General features: G+C 72.0%; 21 protein-coding genes and 1 riboswitch. Of the genes, 14 read left to right on the top strand and 7 right to left on the bottom strand.

The features are described from left to right. Positions 1–67: 67 nt before the first annotated feature. Together ITJ54_RS16910 and ITJ54_RS16905 are read right to left on the bottom strand one after the other, a co-directional pair. Positions 68–1,000: an aldose 1-epimerase family protein gene (locus ITJ54_RS16910; protein WP_194630295.1), complete on the bottom strand. Its 933-nt coding sequence runs from the start codon at positions 998–1,000 to the stop codon at positions 68–70. Beyond that, on the bottom strand, positions 997–1,836 hold the full coding sequence (locus ITJ54_RS16905; RefSeq protein WP_194630293.1) for a DeoR/GlpR family DNA-binding transcription regulator: 840 nt from the start codon (positions 1,834–1,836) through the stop codon (positions 997–999). The genes ITJ54_RS16910 and ITJ54_RS16905 overlap by 4 nt, the downstream gene beginning before the upstream one ends. 64 nt (positions 1,837–1,900) lie before the next feature. Here ITJ54_RS16905 and galT point away from each other — a divergent pair, with 64 nt between their 5' ends. Both galT and galK read left to right on the top strand, forming a co-directional pair. Continuing rightward, complete coding sequence (gene galT, locus ITJ54_RS16900) at positions 1,901–2,998, top strand: galactose-1-phosphate uridylyltransferase (protein WP_194630290.1); 1,098 nt, start codon at positions 1,901–1,903, stop codon at positions 2,996–2,998. Then, complete coding sequence (gene galK, locus ITJ54_RS16895) at positions 2,995–4,131, top strand: galactokinase (RefSeq protein ID WP_194630289.1); 1,137 nt, start codon at positions 2,995–2,997, stop codon at positions 4,129–4,131. Before galT ends, galK begins: the two co-directional genes overlap by 4 nt. 463 nt (positions 4,132–4,594) lie before the next feature. Here galK and ITJ54_RS16890 read toward each other — a convergent pair whose 3' ends face one another. From ITJ54_RS16890 to glyA, 3 genes are read right to left on the bottom strand one after another with little or no spacing between them, the layout of a single operon-like run. Then, positions 4,595–5,098 carry a hypothetical protein gene (locus ITJ54_RS16890; protein WP_194630287.1) on the bottom strand — a complete coding sequence of 168 codons (504 nt, stop codon included), beginning with the start codon at positions 5,096–5,098 and terminating at the stop codon, positions 4,595–4,597. Positions 5,099–5,144: 46 nt separating this feature from the next. Then, on the bottom strand, positions 5,145–6,056 hold the full coding sequence (locus ITJ54_RS16885; RefSeq protein ID WP_194630483.1) for a bifunctional methylenetetrahydrofolate dehydrogenase/methenyltetrahydrofolate cyclohydrolase: 912 nt from the start codon (positions 6,054–6,056) through the stop codon (positions 5,145–5,147). A 38-nt stretch (positions 6,057–6,094) separates the two neighbouring features. Further along, entirely contained in the window at positions 6,095–7,309 is a 1,215-nt protein-coding gene (gene glyA / locus ITJ54_RS16880) for a serine hydroxymethyltransferase (protein ID WP_416354918.1), read from the bottom strand. A 172-nt stretch (positions 7,310–7,481) separates the two neighbouring features. Next, a riboswitch (ZMP/ZTP riboswitch) is annotated at positions 7,482–7,567 on the bottom strand. Positions 7,568–7,604: 37 nt separating this feature from the next. On the opposite strand from glyA, the gene clpS reads away from it, so the two are divergent. The 10 genes from clpS (at position 7,605) to ITJ54_RS16830 (ending at position 14,794) form a co-directional block, all read left to right on the top strand. Beyond that, positions 7,605–7,922: an ATP-dependent Clp protease adapter ClpS gene (clpS, locus tag ITJ54_RS16875; protein WP_194630284.1), complete on the top strand. Its 318-nt coding sequence runs from the start codon at positions 7,605–7,607 to the stop codon at positions 7,920–7,922. 8 nt (positions 7,923–7,930) lie between these two features. Continuing rightward, positions 7,931–8,395, top strand: coding sequence for a DUF2017 family protein (locus ITJ54_RS16870; protein WP_194630282.1), 465 nt, complete (start codon positions 7,931–7,933; stop codon positions 8,393–8,395). Further along, entirely contained in the window at positions 8,392–9,321 is a 930-nt protein-coding gene (locus ITJ54_RS16865) for a GNAT family N-acetyltransferase (protein ID WP_194630280.1), read from the top strand. The genes ITJ54_RS16870 and ITJ54_RS16865 overlap by 4 nt, the downstream gene beginning before the upstream one ends. A 49-nt stretch (positions 9,322–9,370) precedes the next feature. Beyond that, on the top strand, positions 9,371–9,796 hold the full coding sequence (locus ITJ54_RS16860; RefSeq protein WP_194630278.1) for a MarR family winged helix-turn-helix transcriptional regulator: 426 nt from the start codon (positions 9,371–9,373) through the stop codon (positions 9,794–9,796). Between the two features lie 156 nt (positions 9,797–9,952). Continuing rightward, positions 9,953–11,293: an MFS transporter gene (locus tag ITJ54_RS16855; protein WP_323741773.1), complete on the top strand. Its 1,341-nt coding sequence runs from the start codon at positions 9,953–9,955 to the stop codon at positions 11,291–11,293. Positions 11,294–11,364: 71 nt separating this feature from the next. Then, complete coding sequence (gene purU / locus ITJ54_RS16850; protein ID WP_194630274.1) at positions 11,365–12,234, top strand: formyltetrahydrofolate deformylase; 870 nt, start codon at positions 11,365–11,367, stop codon at positions 12,232–12,234. A gap of 8 nt (positions 12,235–12,242) precedes the next feature. Beyond that, on the top strand, positions 12,243–12,662 hold the full coding sequence (locus ITJ54_RS16845; RefSeq protein ID WP_194630272.1) for a YrdB family protein: 420 nt from the start codon (positions 12,243–12,245) through the stop codon (positions 12,660–12,662). Next, on the top strand, positions 12,659–13,825 hold the full coding sequence (nagA, locus tag ITJ54_RS16840; RefSeq protein ID WP_323741771.1) for an N-acetylglucosamine-6-phosphate deacetylase: 1,167 nt from the start codon (positions 12,659–12,661) through the stop codon (positions 13,823–13,825). Before ITJ54_RS16845 ends, nagA begins: the two co-directional genes overlap by 4 nt. Before the next feature lie 52 nt (positions 13,826–13,877). After that, positions 13,878–14,474, top strand: a complete 597-nt coding sequence (locus ITJ54_RS16835; RefSeq protein ID WP_194630270.1) for an NAD(P)H-dependent oxidoreductase — start codon at positions 13,878–13,880, stop codon at positions 14,472–14,474. Further along, positions 14,471–14,794, top strand: a complete 324-nt coding sequence (locus ITJ54_RS16830) for a hypothetical protein (RefSeq protein ID WP_194630268.1) — start codon at positions 14,471–14,473, stop codon at positions 14,792–14,794. The genes ITJ54_RS16835 and ITJ54_RS16830 overlap by 4 nt, the downstream gene beginning before the upstream one ends. A 55-nt stretch (positions 14,795–14,849) precedes the next feature. Here the strand turns inward: ITJ54_RS16830 and ITJ54_RS16825 are convergent, their stop codons facing one another. Together ITJ54_RS16825 and ITJ54_RS16820 are read right to left on the bottom strand one after the other, a co-directional pair. Continuing rightward, positions 14,850–15,728: a DUF3761 domain-containing protein gene (locus ITJ54_RS16825; protein WP_228509592.1), complete on the bottom strand. Its 879-nt coding sequence runs from the start codon at positions 15,726–15,728 to the stop codon at positions 14,850–14,852. 97 nt (positions 15,729–15,825) lie between these two features. Further along, entirely contained in the window at positions 15,826–16,773 is a 948-nt protein-coding gene (locus ITJ54_RS16820) for a hypothetical protein (protein ID WP_194630267.1), read from the bottom strand. Between the two features lie 146 nt (positions 16,774–16,919). On the opposite strand from ITJ54_RS16820, the gene ITJ54_RS16815 reads away from it, so the two are divergent. Next, positions 16,920–18,041, top strand: coding sequence for a sensor histidine kinase (locus tag ITJ54_RS16815; RefSeq protein WP_194630266.1), 1,122 nt, complete (start codon positions 16,920–16,922; stop codon positions 18,039–18,041). After that, a complete protein-coding gene (locus tag ITJ54_RS16810; RefSeq protein ID WP_194630265.1) occupies positions 18,038–18,691 on the top strand; it encodes a response regulator in 654 nt (217 codons plus the stop codon). The genes ITJ54_RS16815 and ITJ54_RS16810 overlap by 4 nt, the downstream gene beginning before the upstream one ends. Positions 18,692–18,694 lie beyond the last annotated feature (3 nt).

Below are 18,694 nucleotides of genomic sequence, written 5' to 3'. Positions count from 1 at the left end.
CGTACGAAGGCCCCGCCGGATGACCGGCGGGGCCTTCGTTCATCCAGCAGCGGTCCGACCGGACGGGTCAGGACCAGACGCGGTGGATCCCCCACGAGCCGGTCCAGGTCTCGTCGGGCTCGAGCCAGCGCAGGCCCTCGCCCGAGTTGAGCGCGTCGGCAGGGGCGGTCATCGGCTCGACTGCGACGGCCAGGCCCTTGCCGTCGCCACGAGGGAACTCGCGGGAGGTGAAGACCTGCACGTACGGGAACGACGCGTCCTGCCAGAGCTCGACGCCGTCGCCCTCCGGCCCGTGGATCGTCGTCCGACGGATGCCGTCGCTGCCGGGGGTGACGTCGGTGTAGGCCGTGTCGAGGTCCGAGTCCCCCGCACGACGACCCGCGCGGAGGTCCTGGTCGGTGCCCTCGACGGGCCGCGTGCCGTTCGGGATCTTGCGCTCGTCGACGGTGAAGGCCGTGGCGGCGTCGAGCGTGACGACGAGGTCCTCGGCCGGGGTGTCGCCGGCACGGAGGTACGGGTGGGCACCGACGGCGAAGGGCGCACGCACGTCGGAGCGGTTCGTGACCTCGTGGGTGATGCGGATGCCGTCGTCGACGAGCTCGTGGTGCACCCGGGTCTCGAGGGTGAAGGGCCAGCCGTGCTGCGGGTGGATCGTGGCCTGCTGCAGCACCGACGACTCGGTCTGGTCCACCACGCGGTACGGCGAGAACCGGAGCAAGCCGTGCGAGGCGTTGCCGTACTTCGGCTCGGAGACGTCGAGCTGCTGGGCGGCACCGTCGAGCTGCCAGACACCGCCGGCGACACGGTTCGGCCACGGGACCAGGACGATGCCGTTCGCACCAGCGGGCGCCTGGGACGCCGGGAAGGGCTCGGTGAGGTCGAACCCGGCGACGGTGAGCTGGCGGATGCCGGCGGCGACCTCGGTCACGACCGCCTCGACGACCCCGTCCGGGCCGGCGTGACGGAGGTGGTACTGGCCTCCGGTGGGTGCTGCGGTCATGCGCTGTGGTTCCTTCCCGGTGCGGTGTCGTCGGCGACGACGACCTGGACCCCGGCGGCTCGTACGTGCTCGACGAGCTCCGGCGGGGCCTCCGCCGTCACGATGACGTCGATGTCGTCGAGGCCGCGGACGACCCCGATGTGCGCACGGCCGAACTTCGAGCCGTCCACCACCACGACCGTACGCCGGGCCGTCGCTGCGAGCATCCGCTTGGCCTCGGTCTCCGGCAGGTTCACGTTCGTCAGGCCGTGCTCGACGTCGACACCGGTGCCGCCGAGGAACACCACGTCGGCGGCGATCATCGGCAGGACCGTGGCGTTGAAGGGTGCGACGAGCGAGTGCTGCAGGGGGCGGAGCGTGCCGCCGGTGACGACCACCGTGAACCGCGGCACCGCGCGCTCGAGGGCCAGGGCCGTGGTGAGGGAGTTCGTGACGACGGTGACGTCGACCAGGTCCTCGCGGACGACGAGCGCCTCGGCCACGGCGGCCGGAGTGGTCCCGACGTCGAGCACCACACACTCCCCGGACCGCACGAGGGCGGCCGCAGCGCGGCCGATGGCGGCCTTGGCCGCCTGGTGCTCGACGGCGGTCTCCTCGAACGGGCGCTCCGGCGACCCGACCCCGGGGCGGACCGCACCGCCGTGCACCCGCCTGACCCGGGCCTCCCGGTCGAGGACGGCGAGGTCCTGTCGGACCGTCACCTCGCTCGTGCCGAGCGCGGCGGCGAGCGACGCGGTCCGAACCAGGCCGGGGGCGCCGTCGACGATGGCGACGATGCGGTCCTGCCGCAGGGGCGCCGGCATCGTGCCGGCGAGGAAGAGGTCGTCGTCGCTCACGGGGACAGTTTCGTCTGCTTCCGATCACTTTCGCAATCCTTCGTTCGTTCGGTACGCTGGGGCGGTGATCACCAAGCGCGCGACGAAGCTCGCGGACGGCCGCGACCTCATCTACTTCGACGATGCGGACACGCAGCTGCCCGCTGAACGGAACATCGACGAGCGGACGCTCGACCCGCGGCCGGAGACGGCACGGATGCGCCAGGACGTCCTCACGGGCGAGTGGGTCTCGATCGCGAGTGCCCGGCAGAACCGCGTGTTCCTGCCCCCGGCCGACCAGGACCCCCTGGCACCGCAGACCGCGGCGAACCCGTCAGAGGTCCCGAGTCGGTACGACGTGGCCGTGTTCGAGAACCGGTCCCCGTCGTTCGGCCCCGTGCTCGAGGCCGACGACGCCCCCGAGTCGCTCGCGTCGCTGTTGGACGTCGGACTGAACCGCCAGCTGCGCTCCGTCGGACGGTGCGAGGTCGTCTGCTTCTCCCCCGAGACCGCCGGCTCGTTCGCGTCCATCTCCGAGTCCCGCGCCCGCACCGTGGTCGAGGCCTGGGCCGACCGCACCGCCGCGCTCTCCGCGATGCCCGGCATCCAGCAGGTGTTCCCGTTCGAGAACCGCGGCGAGGCCATCGGCGTCACGCTGCACCACCCCCACGGGCAGATCTACGCCTACCCCTACGTCACCCCGCGCACGCAGCGACTGCTGGCGTCGATCGAGCGCTTCGGCCCCGACCTGTTCGAGCAGCACCTGGCGAACGAGCGCGCCTCCGAGCGGGTCGTCCTCGCCGGGGAGCACTTCACCGCCTTCGTGCCCTTCGCCGCACGGTGGCCGATCGAGATCCACCTGCTGCCGCACCGCCACGTGCCGGACTTCGCCGGGCTGACCGACGCCGAGAAGGACGAGCTCGCGCACATGCACCTGCGGCTCACCCGTGGGCTCGACGCGCTCTACGGCGACCCGACCCCGTACATCGCCGCATGGCACCAGGCGCCGGTGCACACCGGACGCGACACCGTCCGGCTGATGCTGCAGATCACGTCGCCGCGTCGGTCGGCGGACAAGTTGAAGTTCCTGGCCGGCAGTGAAGCCGCCATGGGCGCCTGGATCGGGGACCTCGTGCCCGAGAAGGCGGCCGAGTTCATCCGAGGAGGGATCGAACGAGCATGACGTTCCAGCAGGTGTTCGGGCACGAGCCGACGGTGCGGTACTCCGCCCCCGGCCGCGTGAACCTGATCGGTGAGCACACCGACTACAACGAGGGCTACGTCCTCCCCTTCGCGATCGACCGCCGCACCACGGCGTCCATCGCGCCCCGGTCCGACCGCACCCTGCGGGTCGCCTCGGCGTTCGATCCGGAGACCGTCGTGTCGCTCTCGCTCGACGAACTGTCGCCCGACGCGATGGACGGCTGGTCGGCGTACGTGTTCGGCATCGCCTGGGCGCTGCAGGAGCAGGGCGCGGACCTGTCGGGAGCGACCGGCCTCGACGTCTACATCGAGTCCGAGGTCCCGGTCGGCGCCGGCCTGTCGTCGAGCGCTGCGATCGAGTGCGGCGTGGCGCTGGCCTTCAACGACCTGTGGGAGCTGGGCCTCGACCGCAAGCAGCTCGCTCGCGTGGGCCAGTACTCCGAGAACCACGCGGTCGGTGCGCCGACGGGGATCATGGACCAGTCCGCGTCACTGCTCGGGGAACAGGACGCCGTCGTGTTCCTGGACTGCCGCACGCTCGACACGGCCGTGGTCGACATGGCGCTCCAGGCCGACGGGCTCGAGGTCCTGGTGATCGACACCCGTGTCGAACACGCGCACGCCACCGGTGGCTACGCCGCACGTCGGGCTTCGTGCGAGAAGGGTGCGGAGGTCCTCGGCGTCGAGGCCCTGCGCGACGTCGCGGTGGACGACCTGCCGCGGGCACAGGAGCTCCTGGACGACGAGACCTTCCGGCGCGTGCGGCACATCGTGACCGAGGACCAGCGCGTCCTCGACACCGTCCGGACCCTCCGCGAGCAGGGCGCCCGGGCGATCGGTGACCTGCTCGTCGCGTCGCACGAGTCCATGCGCGACGACTTCGAGATCTCCGTGCCGGAGCTCGACCTGGCGGTCGCGACCGCGATGGCGAACGGTGCCGTCGGGGCGCGGATGACCGGTGGCGGCTTCGGTGGGTCGGCGATCGCGTTGGTCGACCGGGAGGCTCGCCAGACGATCACGACGGCCGTCACCTCCGCCTTCGCGGACGCTGGTTTCCGCGAGCCGACCGTGTTCACGGTGCGCGCGGCGCAGGGCGCGCGGCGCGACGGCTGACGCGGGCGCGGCGCTGCGCGCGCGGCGCGCAGCGCCGGCTGGCGTCGCACAACCGGAACCGGCTCGCGCCACGGATGTCCGTGGCGCGAGCCGGTTCCTGTTGTGCCACGCCGGCCCGAACGACACGCACCAGCCCTGCACCTGCAGGGCCGTCCCGCAGTCGACGCCGACGGCACGGTCAACGGTGTTCGTTCAGAACGATGACGAATCCGGTCATCGAGACTTGGCGAACGCCGACCGGATTCGTCACCTCCGCGCAGAGATGTGGTCGTACGGCCGCTCGGCGCGACATCTGTCGCGGTCGCGGTCGCGGTCGTGGCGCCGGCGTCCCGGAGCCGGGCCGGGCCTCCAGGCCGAGTCTCGTCTGGGCGGACACCTTGCTCCTTGCCGACCCCACGCGACGGCCGCGGAGGTGAGACTCGTCCGGGGCCGGGCCGGAGCGGGCGGCGGCGCAGCGCCACGCTCAGCGCGTGATGTGGCCCGTCGTGATCGTCGTGCCGCTCAGGGGGAAGGCGTGGACCGGCAGCACGTGCTGCTGGATCTGGTCCAGCACGACGTGGCTCTCCCACACCGAGAAGACCAGGACCGTGGCGACGGTGAGCACCGGGAGCGCGACGACGGCGGCGATCCGGACGGTCTGGCCGAGGCGCTCGCGGCCCCACCGTGCGAGCGTCGGTGGGACGAGGACACCGAGCACGCCGACGAGCACGATGAGCGTGACGCTGAGGGGCGACGGGTGGCCGAGGGCCTCGACCGTGGCTGGTGCGGAAGCGACGACGACCCCGGACGCGTCGATCCAGTGCCCGTCCGCGTCGACCCCGCCGTAGTCGGCGCTCGCGCTCCACGTGCCGAGCACCCCGACCACGAACAGGCTGACGATCGTGGCGACGACGACCATCCACCCGCGCAGCGTGAAGCGACGCCCCTCGGCTGCCATCACCGGCACGGCGACCACGTTCTCCCCCATGGGGTGAACGTAGCGCCGAGCAGATGCGACGGCAACGCGCTGGCGGCTACTTCAGTCGGCGCTCGGCGGCCTCGACCACGTTCTTCATGAGCATCGCCCGGGTCATCGGGCCGACACCACCAGGCACCGGCGACATGAAGCCGGCGACGGACGCGACCGCGGGGTCGACGTCGCCGTGCAGCTTGGCCTTGCCGGTCTCCTGGTTCACGACCCGGGTGATGCCCACGTCGATGACCGCGGCGCCCGGCTGGACCCAGTCGGGCTTGACCAGTCCGGCGACCCCGGCAGCCGCGACGACGATGTCCGCGCGGCGGCACTCGGCGGCGACGTCGGCGGTCAGGGAGTGCGTGAGGGTGGCGGTGGCCTCGAGCCGGGTGAGCAGCAGGCCGAGCGGGCGCCCGACGGTCAGGCCCTGGCCGATGATCGTGACGTGCTTGCCGCGGATCGGGATGTCGTACGCACGGAGCATCTCGACGATCCCCCGAGGCGTGCACGGCAGTGGTGCGTCGATCGTGCCGGCACCACCGGGGACGGCGAGCACGAGCTCCCCGAGGTTCGTCGGGTGCAGGCCGTCGGCGTCCTTCGACGGGTCCATCAGCTCGAGCATCGGCGTCGGGTCGATCCCCTCTGGCAGCGGGAGCTGCACGATGAACGCCGTGACCCGGGGGTCGTCGTTCATCTGCAGGATCGCGGCGCGGATGTCGGCGGCCGAGGCGGTCGCGGGCAGGTCGAGGCGGATCGACTCGATGCCGATCTGCGCCGAGTCCCGGTGCTTGCCGGCGACGTACGACAGCGAGCCCGCGTTCTCCCCGACCAGGATCGTGCCGAGGCCCGGGTGGATGCCGCGTTCGTGCAGCCGGTCGACACGCACGCGGAGTTCCTCGAGCGTGCGTGCGGCGAGGGCCGTGCCGTCGATGCGCACGGCCGAGTCCTCCCCCGCCCACCGAGCAGCGGGCAGAGGAGCCACAGCGGTGGGCAGGGGACCCACGGCGCCGCTCACGCGTAGAGCGGGAACGCGTCGGTCAGGGCCTTGACCCGCGCCGAGAGCGCCGGCACGTCCGGGTTCGGCATCAGGGTCAGCGCGATGATGTCCGCGACCTCGGTGAACTCGGCGTCGCCGAAGCCCCGCGTGGCCAGGGCCGAGGTGCCGATGCGGACACCCGAGGTGACCATCGGCGGGCGCGGGTCGAACGGCACGGAGTTGCGGTTCACGGTGATGCCGACCTCGTGCAGGAGGTCCTCGGCCTGCTTGCCGTCGACCTCGGACTCGCGCAGGTCGACGAGCACCAGGTGCACGTCGGTGCCACCGGTGAGGACGTCGACCCCTGCGGCCTTCGCGTCGTCGGCGGTCAGGCGGGACGCCAGGGCCTGGGCGCCGCGGATGGTGCGCTCCTGACGGTCCTTGAACTCCGGCGTGCCGGCGAGCAGGAACGCGGTGGCCTTCGCCGCGATGACGTGCATGAGCGGACCGCCCTGCTGGCCCGGGAACACGGCGGAGTTCAGCTTCTTGAACAGGGTCTCGTCGTTCGACAGGATCAGGCCCGAGCGCGGACCGGCGAGGGTCTTGTGCACGGTCGTGGACACGACGTGGGCGTGCGGGACGGGCGACGGGTGCAGACCGGCGGCGACGAGGCCGGCGAAGTGCGCCATGTCGACCCAGAGCTTCGCGCCGACCTCGTCGGCGATCTCGCGGAACTTCGCGAAGTCGAGCTGCCGCGGGTACGCCGACCAGCCGGCGATGATGACCTTCGGCTGGTGCTCGACGGCCTTGGCGCGGATGTCGTCGTAGTCGACCTCGAACGTGGTGGGGTCGACGCCGTACGACACGGCGTTGTAGATGCGGCCGGAGAAGTTGAGCTTCATGCCGTGGGTCAGGTGGCCGCCGTGCGCGAGCTCGAGCCCGAGGATGGTGTCACCGGCGGCGGCGATGGCGTGCAGGACCGCTGCGTTGGCCGTCGCGCCGGAGTGCGGCTGGACGTTCGCGTAGGCGGCGCCGAACAGCGACTTGGCGCGGTCGATGGCGAGCTGCTCGGCGATGTCGACGTACTCGCAGCCGCCGTAGTAGCGCTTGCCCGGGTAGCCCTCGGCGTACTTGTTCGTGAGCACGGACCCGACGGACTCGAGCACGGCGCGGGGCACGAAGTTCTCGGAGGCGATCATCTCGAGGGTGTCGCGCTGGCGGCCGAGTTCCTGCTGCAGGACGGCGGCGATCTCGGGGTCGACCTCGCTGAGCGGGGCGTTGAACGCGGCACGAGCAGCGGCGGCGTCGGCGGCAGCGGGTCCGGCCGGGGCGGCGGACGTCTCGGACACGAACGGGGGCAGATCGGTGATGGACACGGGTCTCCTTGGTGACGAGCCGAACGAGCCGGCGGCGAGGATCGGTCGGCGTGGCCCAGGCGGACGGCCACGCACCGTGTCGAGTGTCGCTCCCTGATGGTGACCCATCCGACGCCAGTCGCGACACCACGATCGTACCGAGCCGCCCGGCCTGTGTCACCCTGGTTGCATGCCCCTGTCGTTCCCGTCCGTCGACGAGCGCGTCGACACCGACGCCGACCTCGACACCCGCGCCAGCGTGCGCCCGGACGTGCCGTGGGTGACCGTGGTGTGGGACGACCCGGTCAACCTGATGTCCTACGTGACCTACGTCTTCCAGACCTACTTCGGGTTCCCGCGCTCGACGGCGGAGCAGCTCATGCACCAGGTGGACGCCGAGGGCCGCGCGATCGTCGCGACCGGCAACCGGGAGCAGATGGAGCTCCACGTCGAGGCGATGCACGGCTACGGCCTGCAGGCCACCGTCGACCGGGCAGCCGGCGAGTGATCCCCTTCGTGCGCCGCTCCGACGGCATCCACCTCGGGCTGGCCTCCGGCGAGCGCTCGGTGCTCACGAGCCTGGTCGAGCAGCTGCAGCAGATCCTCGACGGGGACCTCGACTCCGACCCCGTGACCCTGCGGATGTTCCCGGACGCCTACCCCGGGGACCGCCAGGCGAGCTCGGAGTTCCGGCGCTACACCCGCGACGACCTGCGCACCGGCAAGGCGTCGAACGCCGACACCGTGCACGCGTGGCTCACCGGAGGACGCGACGGGGCCCTCACCGCCGAGGACGAGCAGGCCTGGCTCCGCTGCCTGACCGACCTGCGGCTCACGATCGCGGACCGGCTCGGCATCGTGGACGCCGAGACCGAGGCCGCGAGCAGTACCGCCGTCGACGGTGTCGGGCTGCGGGACGTCTACGACTGGCTCGGCTACCTGCAGGAGCACCTCGTCACGACGATGACCGCCCCGCGATGACGCTCACCTTCCGCGCGTCCACCACCGCCGACCTGGAGGCCCTGCTCGCCTTCACGACGTCGGAACCCGTCGCGTGGACCGGTCCGGACCGGTACCGGCAAGAGGCGGCGGCGCGGAACCTCCGCCCGGCGTGGTCGTGGCTCGCACTGCGCGACGGCGTCCCCGTCGCACGGGCGATCTGGTGGGGCGGCGCCGACGCCGACGTCCCCGCCACGCTCGACGACGTGCTCGTGACCGGGGCGCGCGACGAGCAGGACCGCGTCACGATCGCCGCGGGACTCGTCCGTGCCGGGGCAGCGTCCTTCGGTGCGACCCCCGAGTGGATCGTCGACGTCGCTGTCGACTGGCGCGACGACCCGGCAGCCGTGGCGTCGGTGGCCTGGCGGGCAGCGGCGGCGAGCGCTGCCGGACTCCCACGGACGACCGAGCGGATCAGCGTCGCGTGGACACCGGACGCCGGCCTGCCAGCGACCCGCCGGGACCTGACCTTCCGGCCCGGTGACGACGACGAGTTCCTCGACCTGTTCGCCCGGGTCGCCGTCGGGAGCCTCGACGACCACACCCGCGCGACCGTCGCCCGGCTCGGCGTCAGGGGCACCGCGGCGGACGACCTGGAGTTCTACGCCTCGTTGCCCGGTCGCCGCGAGGACTGGCGGATCGCGGTCGGTGCCGACGGCATCACGCGCGGGTTCGTCCTGGCCACCCGGACGGCCTACGACGCCGCCGTGAGCTACATCGGCGTCCTCCCCCAGCACCGCGGGAACGGGGTCGTCGACGCACTGCTCGCCGAGGCACTGCGCGTGCACCACGCGGCAGGCGAACCCCGGGTGGTGGGCACGACGGACGCGGCGAACACCCCGATGTGGCGGGCGTTCGAGCGGGCCGGGTTCGGCGTGACGAAGCGGCGCATCGTCTTCGACCGCTGATCAACAGGACACCTTGCAAGTCCACCTGTCGGAGTAGTACCGTCGCGGTATGACCTCCACGGATCCGTCCGACCTCGCCAGCGACCTGCTGGCGCTCCACGGCCGGATCCGCAGGACGACCCTCGTGGGCAAGTCCGACGAGGTCACGGCGTCGCAGTCGGCCGCCCTCGGTCGTCTCGTCCGTGACGGTGCGACGACGACGGCCGAGCTCGCCCGGGCCGAGGGCGTGCGCCCGCAGTCGATGGGCGCCACGATCCAGGTGCTCGTCGAGCTCGGCTTCGTGGACCGCGAGCAGGACCCCACCGACGGCCGACGCACGATCGTCAGCGCCACCGCCGCCGGCCGCGCCGCCCGCCAGGACTCCCTCCGCTCCCGCACCCGCATGCTCGCCGAGCGCCTCGCGGCGCTCGACCCGGACGACCGCGCGGTCCTCGCGCGGTCGTTCGCCATCCTCAGACCGCTCGTCGAGTCGTGACCAGCCAGGAGGCCCGGCGCGCGTCCGCGACGCACCACGGGCCTCCAGGCTGGTCGCGTCCCGGCCACCTCGCCAAGGCAGGCCACCACGTCCACCTCCACCACCCCCGTCCCGACGTCTGCTGACCACGGATCCGGCAGCGGCTTCGGCCCGAAGCTGCTGATCCCGGTCCTGGTCGGGCCGCTGCTGAACCCGATCAACACGACGATGGTGTCGGTCGCCCTCGCGCCGATCTCGCGCGACCTGGGCATCGGAGCGTCGCAGGCGATCTGGCTCGTCGCGGCGCTGTACCTGGCGAGTGCCGTGGCGCAGCCGACGATGGGGAAGCTCGCGGACCGGTTCGGTCCGAAGAAGGTGTTCATGGCCGGGCTCGTCGTGGTGGGGATCGCGGGGCTCGTGCCCGAGGTGCTGACCGGGTTCGGCGGCGCCGTGTTCGCGCGGGTGCTCATCGGCATCGGGACCTCGTCCGCGTACCCGGCGGCGCTGACGACCCTGCGGCACCACTCCGCCCGCATCGGGAAGCCGACGCCGCCGCTGGTCCTGGGTGCGCTCTCGATCACGTCGCTGGTGTCCGCGGCGGCCGGACCACCGCTCGGTGGCGCGCTCATCGCGGGGTTCGGCTGGCACGCGATCTTCCTGGTGAACGTGCCGCTCGCGGCGTTCGGGCTCGTCGTCGCCGGGCTGTGGCTGCCGTCAGACCGACTGCGGCCGCGGTACGACGCCGACGTGCCGGTCCTGACCGCGCTCGACCCGTTCGGCATGGTGCTCATGACGGGCACGGTGTCGGCGCTGCTGGTGTTCCTGCTCGACATCCAGGCGGGCCTGTGGTGGCTGCTCGGCGTCGCGGTCGTGCTGCTCGTGGCCCTGGTGCTCTGGGAGCTGCGCGCCACCCGGCCGTTCGTCGACGTGCGGATGCTCGCGCGGAACGGGGCCCTGACCCGCACCTACCTGCGGCTGTTCCTCGTCTACATGCTCGCCTACACGATGACCTACGGGTTCTCGCAGTGGGTGCAGGACGTCGCGGGGTACTCCAGCGACCAGGCTGGCTACCTGCAGCTGCCGGCAGCGGTCATCGCCGGGCTCGCGTCGGTCCTCGTCGCCCGCCGGACCACCGTGCGCGGGCCGCTCGTCATCGCGGCGACGGTGCCCGTCCTCGGCGGACTGCTGCTGCTCGGGCTGCACACCGGGTCGCCGATCGTGCTGCTGGCCCTCGCCCCGGCGCTGTTCGGAATCCCGCAGGCCCTGGCGTCCGTGTCGAACCAGGCGGCGCTGTACCGGATCGTGCCGCCGGAGTCGATCGGCACCGCGGCGGGGCTGTCCCGCACGAGCGTGTACATCGGGGCGATCGCGGCGTCCTCGCTCATCGGCGGCGTGTTCGGCCAGGCTCCGACCACGCCGGACCTGCACGTGCTCGGGTGGGTGATCGTCGGCATCGCGGTGGTGCTGAGCGCGCTGACGATCGGCGACCGGGCACTGCGGCGTGGGGCGCAGGCGTAGGGCCGGACCAGTTGTCCACAGGGGCTGCGTGACGGGGCCGGGGCGAGCCTCCTGGCCGGTAGCCTGAACCGGTGACCGACCCGAGCGACGCGACTCCCACGCACTGGACCCTGACCCTGGTCTGCGACGACCAGCCCGGGATCGTGCACGCCGTGTCCGGTGCCGTCGTGCAGGCCCACGGCAACATCACCGAGTCGCAGCAGTTCTCGAGCCACGACACCAACACCTTCTTCATGCGCCTGCAGGTCATGGCGCCGGTCGACCGGGCCACCTTCGAGCAGGCGATCGCCCCCGTGGTCGAGCGCTACGCCATGCGCGTCCAGCTCGACGTCGTCGGCCGACCGATGCGCACGCTCGTGCTCGTGTCCAAGGCCGGGCACTGCCTCAACGACCTGCTCTACCGGCAGCGCGGTGGGCAGCTCGCGATCGACGTGCCGCTCGTGCTGTCGAACCACACCGACCTGGCGGAGCTCGCGGCGTTCTACTCCGTGCCGTTCGAGCACCGGCCCGTCACCGACGCCGACAGCAAGGCGGCGATGGAGCAGCGCATCCTCGATGCGGTGCAGGAACACGACATCGAACTCGTCGTGCTCGCCCGGTACATGCAGATCCTCTCCCCCGAGCTCTGCGCCGCGCTGCGTGGCCGGGCGGTCAACATCCACCACTCGTTCCTGCCCGGGTTCAAGGGCGCCAACCCCTACCGTCAGGCACACGCACGCGGCGTGAAGCTCATCGGGGCGACGGCACACTTCGTCACGAGCGACCTCGACGAAGGCCCGATCATCGAGCAGAACGTCGTGCGGGTCGACCACACGAAGGAACCGTCCGAGCTCGTCTCGATCGGCCAGGACGAAGAGTCACGCACCCTCACCCAGGCCGTGCGCTGGATCGCGGAGGACCGGGTCCTCCTCGACGGCGCCCGCACCATCATCTTCAAGTAGGCACCAGCATGAGCAACGTCCCGCGATCCCCGATGGACTGGGACGCGACGCCCGACCCCGCGGCGCCCGTCCCCGCGGCGCCGCGCAGTCCTCGTCGCGCCGACTTCTGGAGCGTGCTGCGTGGCCTGGTCTGCGCGTTCGGGCTGGTCTCGCTGGCGTACTGGGGCTACATCGCGTGGCCGTTCCCGATGCCGGCGGTGCTGTTCATCGTCGGAGCGCCGCTCTTCGCCGCGGTCGTCTGGTACTTCTTCCGGTCGCCGCGGTCCCCGATCGAGACCGACGTCGTCGGCAAGACCATCGTCGAGGTCGCGTTGATCGTGGCCGCCGGGGGTGCCTGGATCTCGATCGGGCACCCGGTCGTCGGCCTGGTCTTCGTCGTGGTGGCCGCGGTGTCCGGTGTGGTCGCGTCGCGACGGGAGGCCCGGTGAGCGGCGGGTCCGGGGCCTTCGGCCTGGAGGCCCGGAGCACCCTGGTCCGCGCTGCCCACGTCGTCGACGTGGCCGGGTCGACGACCGACGGGTGGGTCCTCCTCCACGGTGACACGATCCACGCGGTCGGCGCCGGCCCCGACGTCCCCGCCACCGACGACGTGGTCGACCTCGGCGACGCTGTCCTGACGCCCGGATTCATCGACCTGCACGGGCACGGCGGCGCGACCGTTGCGTACGAGGACGCCTCCTTCGGCCCCTCCCTCGCGATGCACCGCGCGCACGGCACCACCCGGTCGGTGCTGTCGCTCGTCGCGAACCCCGTCGACGTCCTCGCGGATGCACTCGGGCGCATCCGCCAGGTGATGGCCGCCGATCCGCTCGTGCTCGGCGTCCACCTGGAGGGGCCCTTCCTCTCCCCGCACAACAAGGGCGCCCACAACGAGCACTTCCTGATCGACCCGACCCCCGCCCACGTCGACGCCCTGCTGTCGGCCGGCGAGGGCGTCGTCCGTCAGGTCACCATCGCACCCGAGCTCCCTGGCGCACTCGACGCCGTCCGTCGGTTCGTCGACGCCGGGGTCGTCGTCGCGGTCGGTCACACGGTCGGCACGTACGACCAGGCCCGGGCCGCGTTCGACGCCGGCGCATCGGTGCTGACGCACGCGTTCAACGCCATGCCGGGGCTCCACCACCGGGCGCCCGGGCCGATCGGCGCCGCAGTGGCCGACGACCGCGTGACCCTCGAGCTCATCCTCGACGCCGTCCACGTGCACCCGGTCGTGGCCGACACCCTGTTCCGCGCTGCCCCCGGCCGCGTGGCGCTGATCACCGACGCCATGGGTGCTGCCGGCGCCGCCGACGGTGACTACCGCCTGGGGTCGCTCGACGTCACCGTGACGGACGGCGTCGCGCACGTCGCCGGGACGGACACGATCGCGGGATCGACGCTGACGCAGGACGTGGCACTGCGGAACGCCGTCACGCTGGCCGGACGGTCACTGCCCGAAGCCGTGGCGGCGCTGACGGCTGTGCCTGCTCGTGCGCTCGGGCTCGGCGACCGGCTGGGTCGGCTCGCACCGGGCTTCGCCGCCGACCTGGTGGCGCTGTCGCCCGCGCTCGAGGTCGAGCGGGTGTGGGGCGACGGGCACGTGCTGCGCTGAGGCTCCCTGGGTGCAGGCACCGTCGCTCAGCGGGCGTCGGTTGACTGGACTCGTGAAGACCCTCATCGTCACCGCGCACCCTGACCAGGACTCCCTCACCCTCGGAGTCGCACGGCTGCTGCAGGAGGCGTTGCACCCGGGCGACGTCGAACTCGCCGACCTCGCAGCCGAGGGCTTCGACCCCCGTTTCACCATGGCGGACCGAGACCACTACCGCGGCGACGGTGCGGCGCCCGCAGACGTCACCCGCGAGCAGCGTCGACTCGACGAGGCCGATCACCTGGTCCTCGTCTTCCCCGTCTACTGGTGGTCGATGCCGGCGCTCCTGAAGGGGTGGATCGACCGCGTCTTCGTCAACGGGTGGGCGTTCGAGATCGACCCGACCGGTGGGACGCGTCGCACCCTGGGGCGGCTCACGGTGCACCTCCTCCCTGTGGCTGGCGATGCCCTGGGGACGTACGAGCGACACGGCTACGAGCAGGCGCTCCGGACGCAGATCGAGCACGGGATCGTCGACTACTGCGGGGCACAGCGCGGCGCGGTCGCGTTCGTGCACGAGTCGGAACGCGACGACGACGCGGCTCGTCAGGCGGCTGTCGAGGACGCGGTCGACAGGATCGCCCGCGCCGTCCAGGGCACGGGCCGGTGAACGTCGCCGAGGTCGTCGCGCTGCTCACGCCGATGTTCCGCCAGATGCTCAACGACGACGAGCTCACGTCACTCCGGTTCGGCATCGTGCCGCTGGACGACTTCGACGGACCTCACCGACTTCGTGACGACGATCCCGTCCGCTCGAACAGTGCGGTCGTGCGGTGGCAGATCCTCGGCGAACGCGGCTGGTCCCGCGGGCTGGACGGTGACGAGGACCCTGCCACGCTCGTCCGCGGTGTGCAGAGCGACCTGCAGGACTTCATCTCCGAGAGCGACTTCGCGTGGGGGCAGCTCCGCGGTCCGCGCGACCTGATCTGAATCCGACTGTCGGGGTCGTCAGGACCGTGTAGCTCCGAGCTCGCGGGGGCTCAGCTCAGAGCCACGTGGCCACGCCACCGTGCGACGAGCACGTCCCACGCCGGGACTGGCTGAAGCTGTAGGTCCCGTCCCCGCACTTCGCCGTCGCGCCGCTCGGAGCACTCGACGAGACCTCGGGGCGACAGACCGTGTTGCCGGCGGTGTTGACGTAGGAGCCGTTCGTGCACGCGGGTGCAGCGGGTGCGACTGGAGCCGGCGGAGCGACGTACGTCCCGACGGTCGTGACCTGGGTCACCGGTGGAGTCGTCACAGCCTGGCTGGTGAGCGTGCGAGCGGTCTCCACACCGTCGGTGAGCGTCACCGTGTAGGTCTTCGTCTCGACGCCGTTCGCGCCCGCGGTCGTCACCGACGACGTGCCGTTGGCGACCGTCGCGCTCTCGACGCTCGTCGTTGCGAAGGGGATCGCCACCGACTCACTGACGACCTTCGTCGTGACCACCGGGGTCGGTGTCGGGGTGGGAGTCGGAGTCGGTGTGCGGGTCGGGGTCGGTGAGCTCGTCGCGCTTGCCTTGACGTGCGCCGGTGCTGCGGCGACCGCCGCCACCGGCTGGACCGGCTGCGGTGCCACGGGGTGTGTCGCACCGAAGGCCGACGTGGAACCGACCATGACGACGAGCGCGATGCCCGCGCCGATCGCTGCTGCGGCCCGCTTCCGGGGAAGCCGCATCCAGGTCGTCCGACGGAACAGGACGCCGTAGAGCGCGGTCACGAGGACCACCAGCGAGGCCATCACCACCATGGACCACACACCGCCGGAGGCGAACCCGAGCAGCGCCAGGAGCAGCGTGCCGATGATGCCGACCCAGCTCGAGATCGGAACCTTCCGCCTGCGCTTCGGATCGGTCTGCTGGCCGTGCTGTGGGTGGACGGACATGGTGCTCCTTCGGGTACGAACGCCCTGAGTATGACTCATGCTCAGGTCGACTCCGGAGTCTGTCCAGATACGGCGGACCTGCACCGCTGTCCACGGTTCAGTCGGTGCGGGGCCGGCGGAGGACGACTGCAGCCCCGACCGCGACGGCAGCGACGAGCGCCATCGCTGCCGCGACCGTCGACGCGTCGGGTTCGACGAGCGCCTGGCCCCGCTCGGCCTGCCACCACAGCAGCCCGACGAGCACGACGGCAGCACCGCCCGCGACGCGCAGCAGGTCCCGCCGTGTGCGCTCGTCCAGACGTGTGCACCGGAGGAGCACCCAGGCGAGGACCGGGAGCGCCTGGATCATGTGGAGCCCGACGAAGTGCGCGATCCGCAGGTCGCCGTGGTGCAGGCTCCAGTCGGTGAACGGCATGCCCGCGCCGCCGTCCACCGCTCCGACCGTGTGTGCTCCGGTGGTGGTCGAGGTCGCCCCGTTCCCGAGCATGGAGACCGCCTCCACCATGCCGACCACACACAGTCCGAGCCCCCACCGGATCCCGGCAGCCACGCCGAGGTCGAGGCCGCGGGTCCGGAGCGCCAGGACAGCGATGACGATCGTCGCGATGAACACCGCGGACACGCTGACACCACCCGCCGCGTAGGCGGCAGCGTCGAACGGCGCGCCGGTGTTGAAGTGGCTCGTGGTCCCCCGCACGACCTGCACGTCGATCCAGACGACCTCGATCGCGAGGGCGAGCACGATGACCGATGCAAGGACGATCAGCGTCCGCCGGTGCCCGTGGACCGCGCGGAGCATCCACCGCAGCGTCAGCAGGTAGAGCGTGATCGCGATCGCGAACTTCGTCGGCTTGACCCACGCCGGCTCCCCGCCGATCTCCTGCCCGTCCACCGCGAGGGCGACCATGCTCACCAGGAGGGTGACCACGCTGACGGCGGTGGCGATCCCGAGCACCCTCCTGGCCGGCGCTGATGCCTCCGGGTCGGGTGCGCGCGGCGGCAGTGCATCGATGTGGTCGTGGAGCCGGCTGGTGATCGAGGTCATGCACCCATGCTCGATCGGCGTCCTCGTCGCCACATCGTCCTCGCGGACGCGGCAGTCTCGTCCTGTGGGACACCTCGGTCCGCGTCCCCACGACCGGTGTGGTGTCAGCAGCCCGGTTGCTAGCGTTCACCACGGAGAGGACGACGATGAGCGAAGCGCGCCCCGAGCGACCTCGGCAGCTCGAACGGCTGTGGGCCGTGCCGGTCGTGCTCGGCGCGGTCGCCGCGGGCGTCACGTCGTGGGGGTCGCCCCTGGCAGTCGCACTGCTCGTCGTCGCGCTCCTGCCGTGGGCCGCGGAACAGGCACGTCGGCCGCTGCCGGAGTGGCTGTTCGCGGTCCTCGCGATCGCACCGGTCGTCGTCGTCACGGTCCTCGTCGACCTGAACGCCTCGATGTTCCTCGTGACCTCGGCACTGTCGCGGCTCGTCGGTCGTCGGTCCACCAGGAGGCGCATCGCAGCCGCGGCCGTGGTCGGCGTCGTCGCACCGTTCGTCCCGGTCCTGGCGGGGTGGTCCTTGAACGTCGGCGGCGTGTACTTCGCGATCGGCAACCTCCTCGCGATCGTCGTCGGTGTCCTGCTGGCGCACACCCGGTCCCTCGCCGCTGAACTGCGCGCGGCGGACGCGCGACTGGCGGTCGCGCGGGCACAGGAGGAACGCACCCGCCTCGCCCGTGACGTGCACGACCTGGTCGCACACTCGCTCACCGTCGTCGTCCTGCAGATCGGCGGTGCGCGGCGGATCCTCCGCACGGACGGTGACGCGGCGGAGGCAGCGCTGTCCCAGGCGGAACTCGTCTGCCGCGAGAGCCTCGACGGTGTCCGCGAGGTCGTCGGGCTGCTCCGCACCGAGGGCGACGACCCCCTGCGCTCGTGGAGCCTCGACCACCTCGTCGAGACCTACCGAGCCGCCGGCGTCCCGATCGGCTTCGACCTCCGCGCGGACCTCGACGCCCTCCCGATCATCGCCAGGGGAACGCTGTCCCGCGTGGTCCAGGAAGCCCTGGCCAACGCCGCTCGCTACCGCACACCGGGCAGCACCATCGACGTCGTCATCCGACACGACCGCGACGTGCTCGTCGGCCGTGTCACCAACCACCGGCCGCCCGCACCCCAGGCGCCGAGCACCGGCGGGTACGGGCTCCCCGGGCTCCGCGAGCAGGTCGAACGCGTGGGCGGCGGGATCGAGAGCGGCCCCGACGGTGACCGCTGGGTGGTCGAGTGCCGACTCCCGACCGGTGCTCCTCGGTCCGTGGTGGTGGCCCAGTGACCATCCGCATCGTCCTCGCCGACGACCAGGCGATGATCCGGTCCGGGCTGGCGCTCGTGCTGCGTTCCGAGCCCGACCTCGAGATCGTCGAGGAGTGCGCCGACGGCCACGCGCTCCTGCGTGCCGTGACCCTGGCTGCGCCGGACCTCGTCCTCACGGACATCCGGATGCCCGGGATCGACGGCATCGAGGCCACCCGACGCATCCGGGCCCAGGCCGGCGGGCCGCCCGTGCTCGCCCTCACGACGTTCGACGACGACGACGTCCTGTGGCCGACGCTGGACGCCGGCGCGGCCGGGTTCGTGCTCAAGGACAGCGCCGCCGAGGCCCTGGTCGACGCGGTGCGTGTGGTCGCCGACGGTGGCACCTGGATCGACCCGCGGGTGCTCCCCCGGGTCGTCGCACGGGCGGTGGCGCAGCCGCAGGTCTCCGCCGATGCTGCCCGTGCGCTCGCCTCGCTGACGGCCCGCGAACGCGAGGTCCTCGACCTGGTGTGCGACGGGGCCGGCAACGCCGAGATCGCTGCAGTGCTCGACACCGGCGAACGCACCGTCAAGTCCCACGTGTCGGCGATCCTCGCGAAGCTGGGCGCTCGCGACCGTGCCGGCGCCATCGTCATGGCACACCGGGCGGGATGGCGCCGCAGCTGACCC

It is taken from the genome of Curtobacterium sp. VKM Ac-2865 (genome assembly GCF_015350905.1).
Lineage (GTDB): Bacteria > Actinomycetota > Actinomycetes > Actinomycetales > Microbacteriaceae > Curtobacterium.
The sequence above is the reverse complement of the archived record's forward strand: the minus strand, read 5'-3'. Positions and strand labels throughout refer to the sequence as shown.

Bases quoted from the DNA above. Each gene is read 5' to 3' on its own strand.
- ITJ54_RS16825 (WP_228509592.1), bottom strand. From the start codon at position 15,728: ATGTCCGTCCACCCACAGCACGGCCAGCAGACCGATCCGAAGCGCAGG.
- ITJ54_RS16860 (WP_194630278.1), top strand. From the start codon at position 9,371: ATGACCTCCACGGATCCGTCCGACCTCGCCAGCGACCTGCTGGCGCTC.
- galK (WP_194630289.1), top strand. From the start codon at position 2,995: ATGACGTTCCAGCAGGTGTTCGGGCACGAGCCGACGGTGCGGTACTCC.
- ITJ54_RS16910 (WP_194630295.1), bottom strand. From the start codon at position 1,000: ATGACCGCAGCACCCACCGGAGGCCAGTACCACCTCCGTCACGCCGGC.
- ITJ54_RS16890 (WP_194630287.1), bottom strand. From the start codon at position 5,098: ATGGGGGAGAACGTGGTCGCCGTGCCGGTGATGGCAGCCGAGGGGCGT.
- ITJ54_RS16820 (WP_194630267.1), bottom strand. From the start codon at position 16,773: ATGACCTCGATCACCAGCCGGCTCCACGACCACATCGATGCACTGCCG.
- ITJ54_RS16865 (WP_194630280.1), top strand. From the start codon at position 8,392: ATGACGCTCACCTTCCGCGCGTCCACCACCGCCGACCTGGAGGCCCTG.
- ITJ54_RS16845 (WP_194630272.1), top strand. From the start codon at position 12,243: ATGAGCAACGTCCCGCGATCCCCGATGGACTGGGACGCGACGCCCGAC.
- clpS (WP_194630284.1), top strand. From the start codon at position 7,605: ATGCCCCTGTCGTTCCCGTCCGTCGACGAGCGCGTCGACACCGACGCC.
- ITJ54_RS16815 (WP_194630266.1), top strand. From the start codon at position 16,920: ATGAGCGAAGCGCGCCCCGAGCGACCTCGGCAGCTCGAACGGCTGTGG.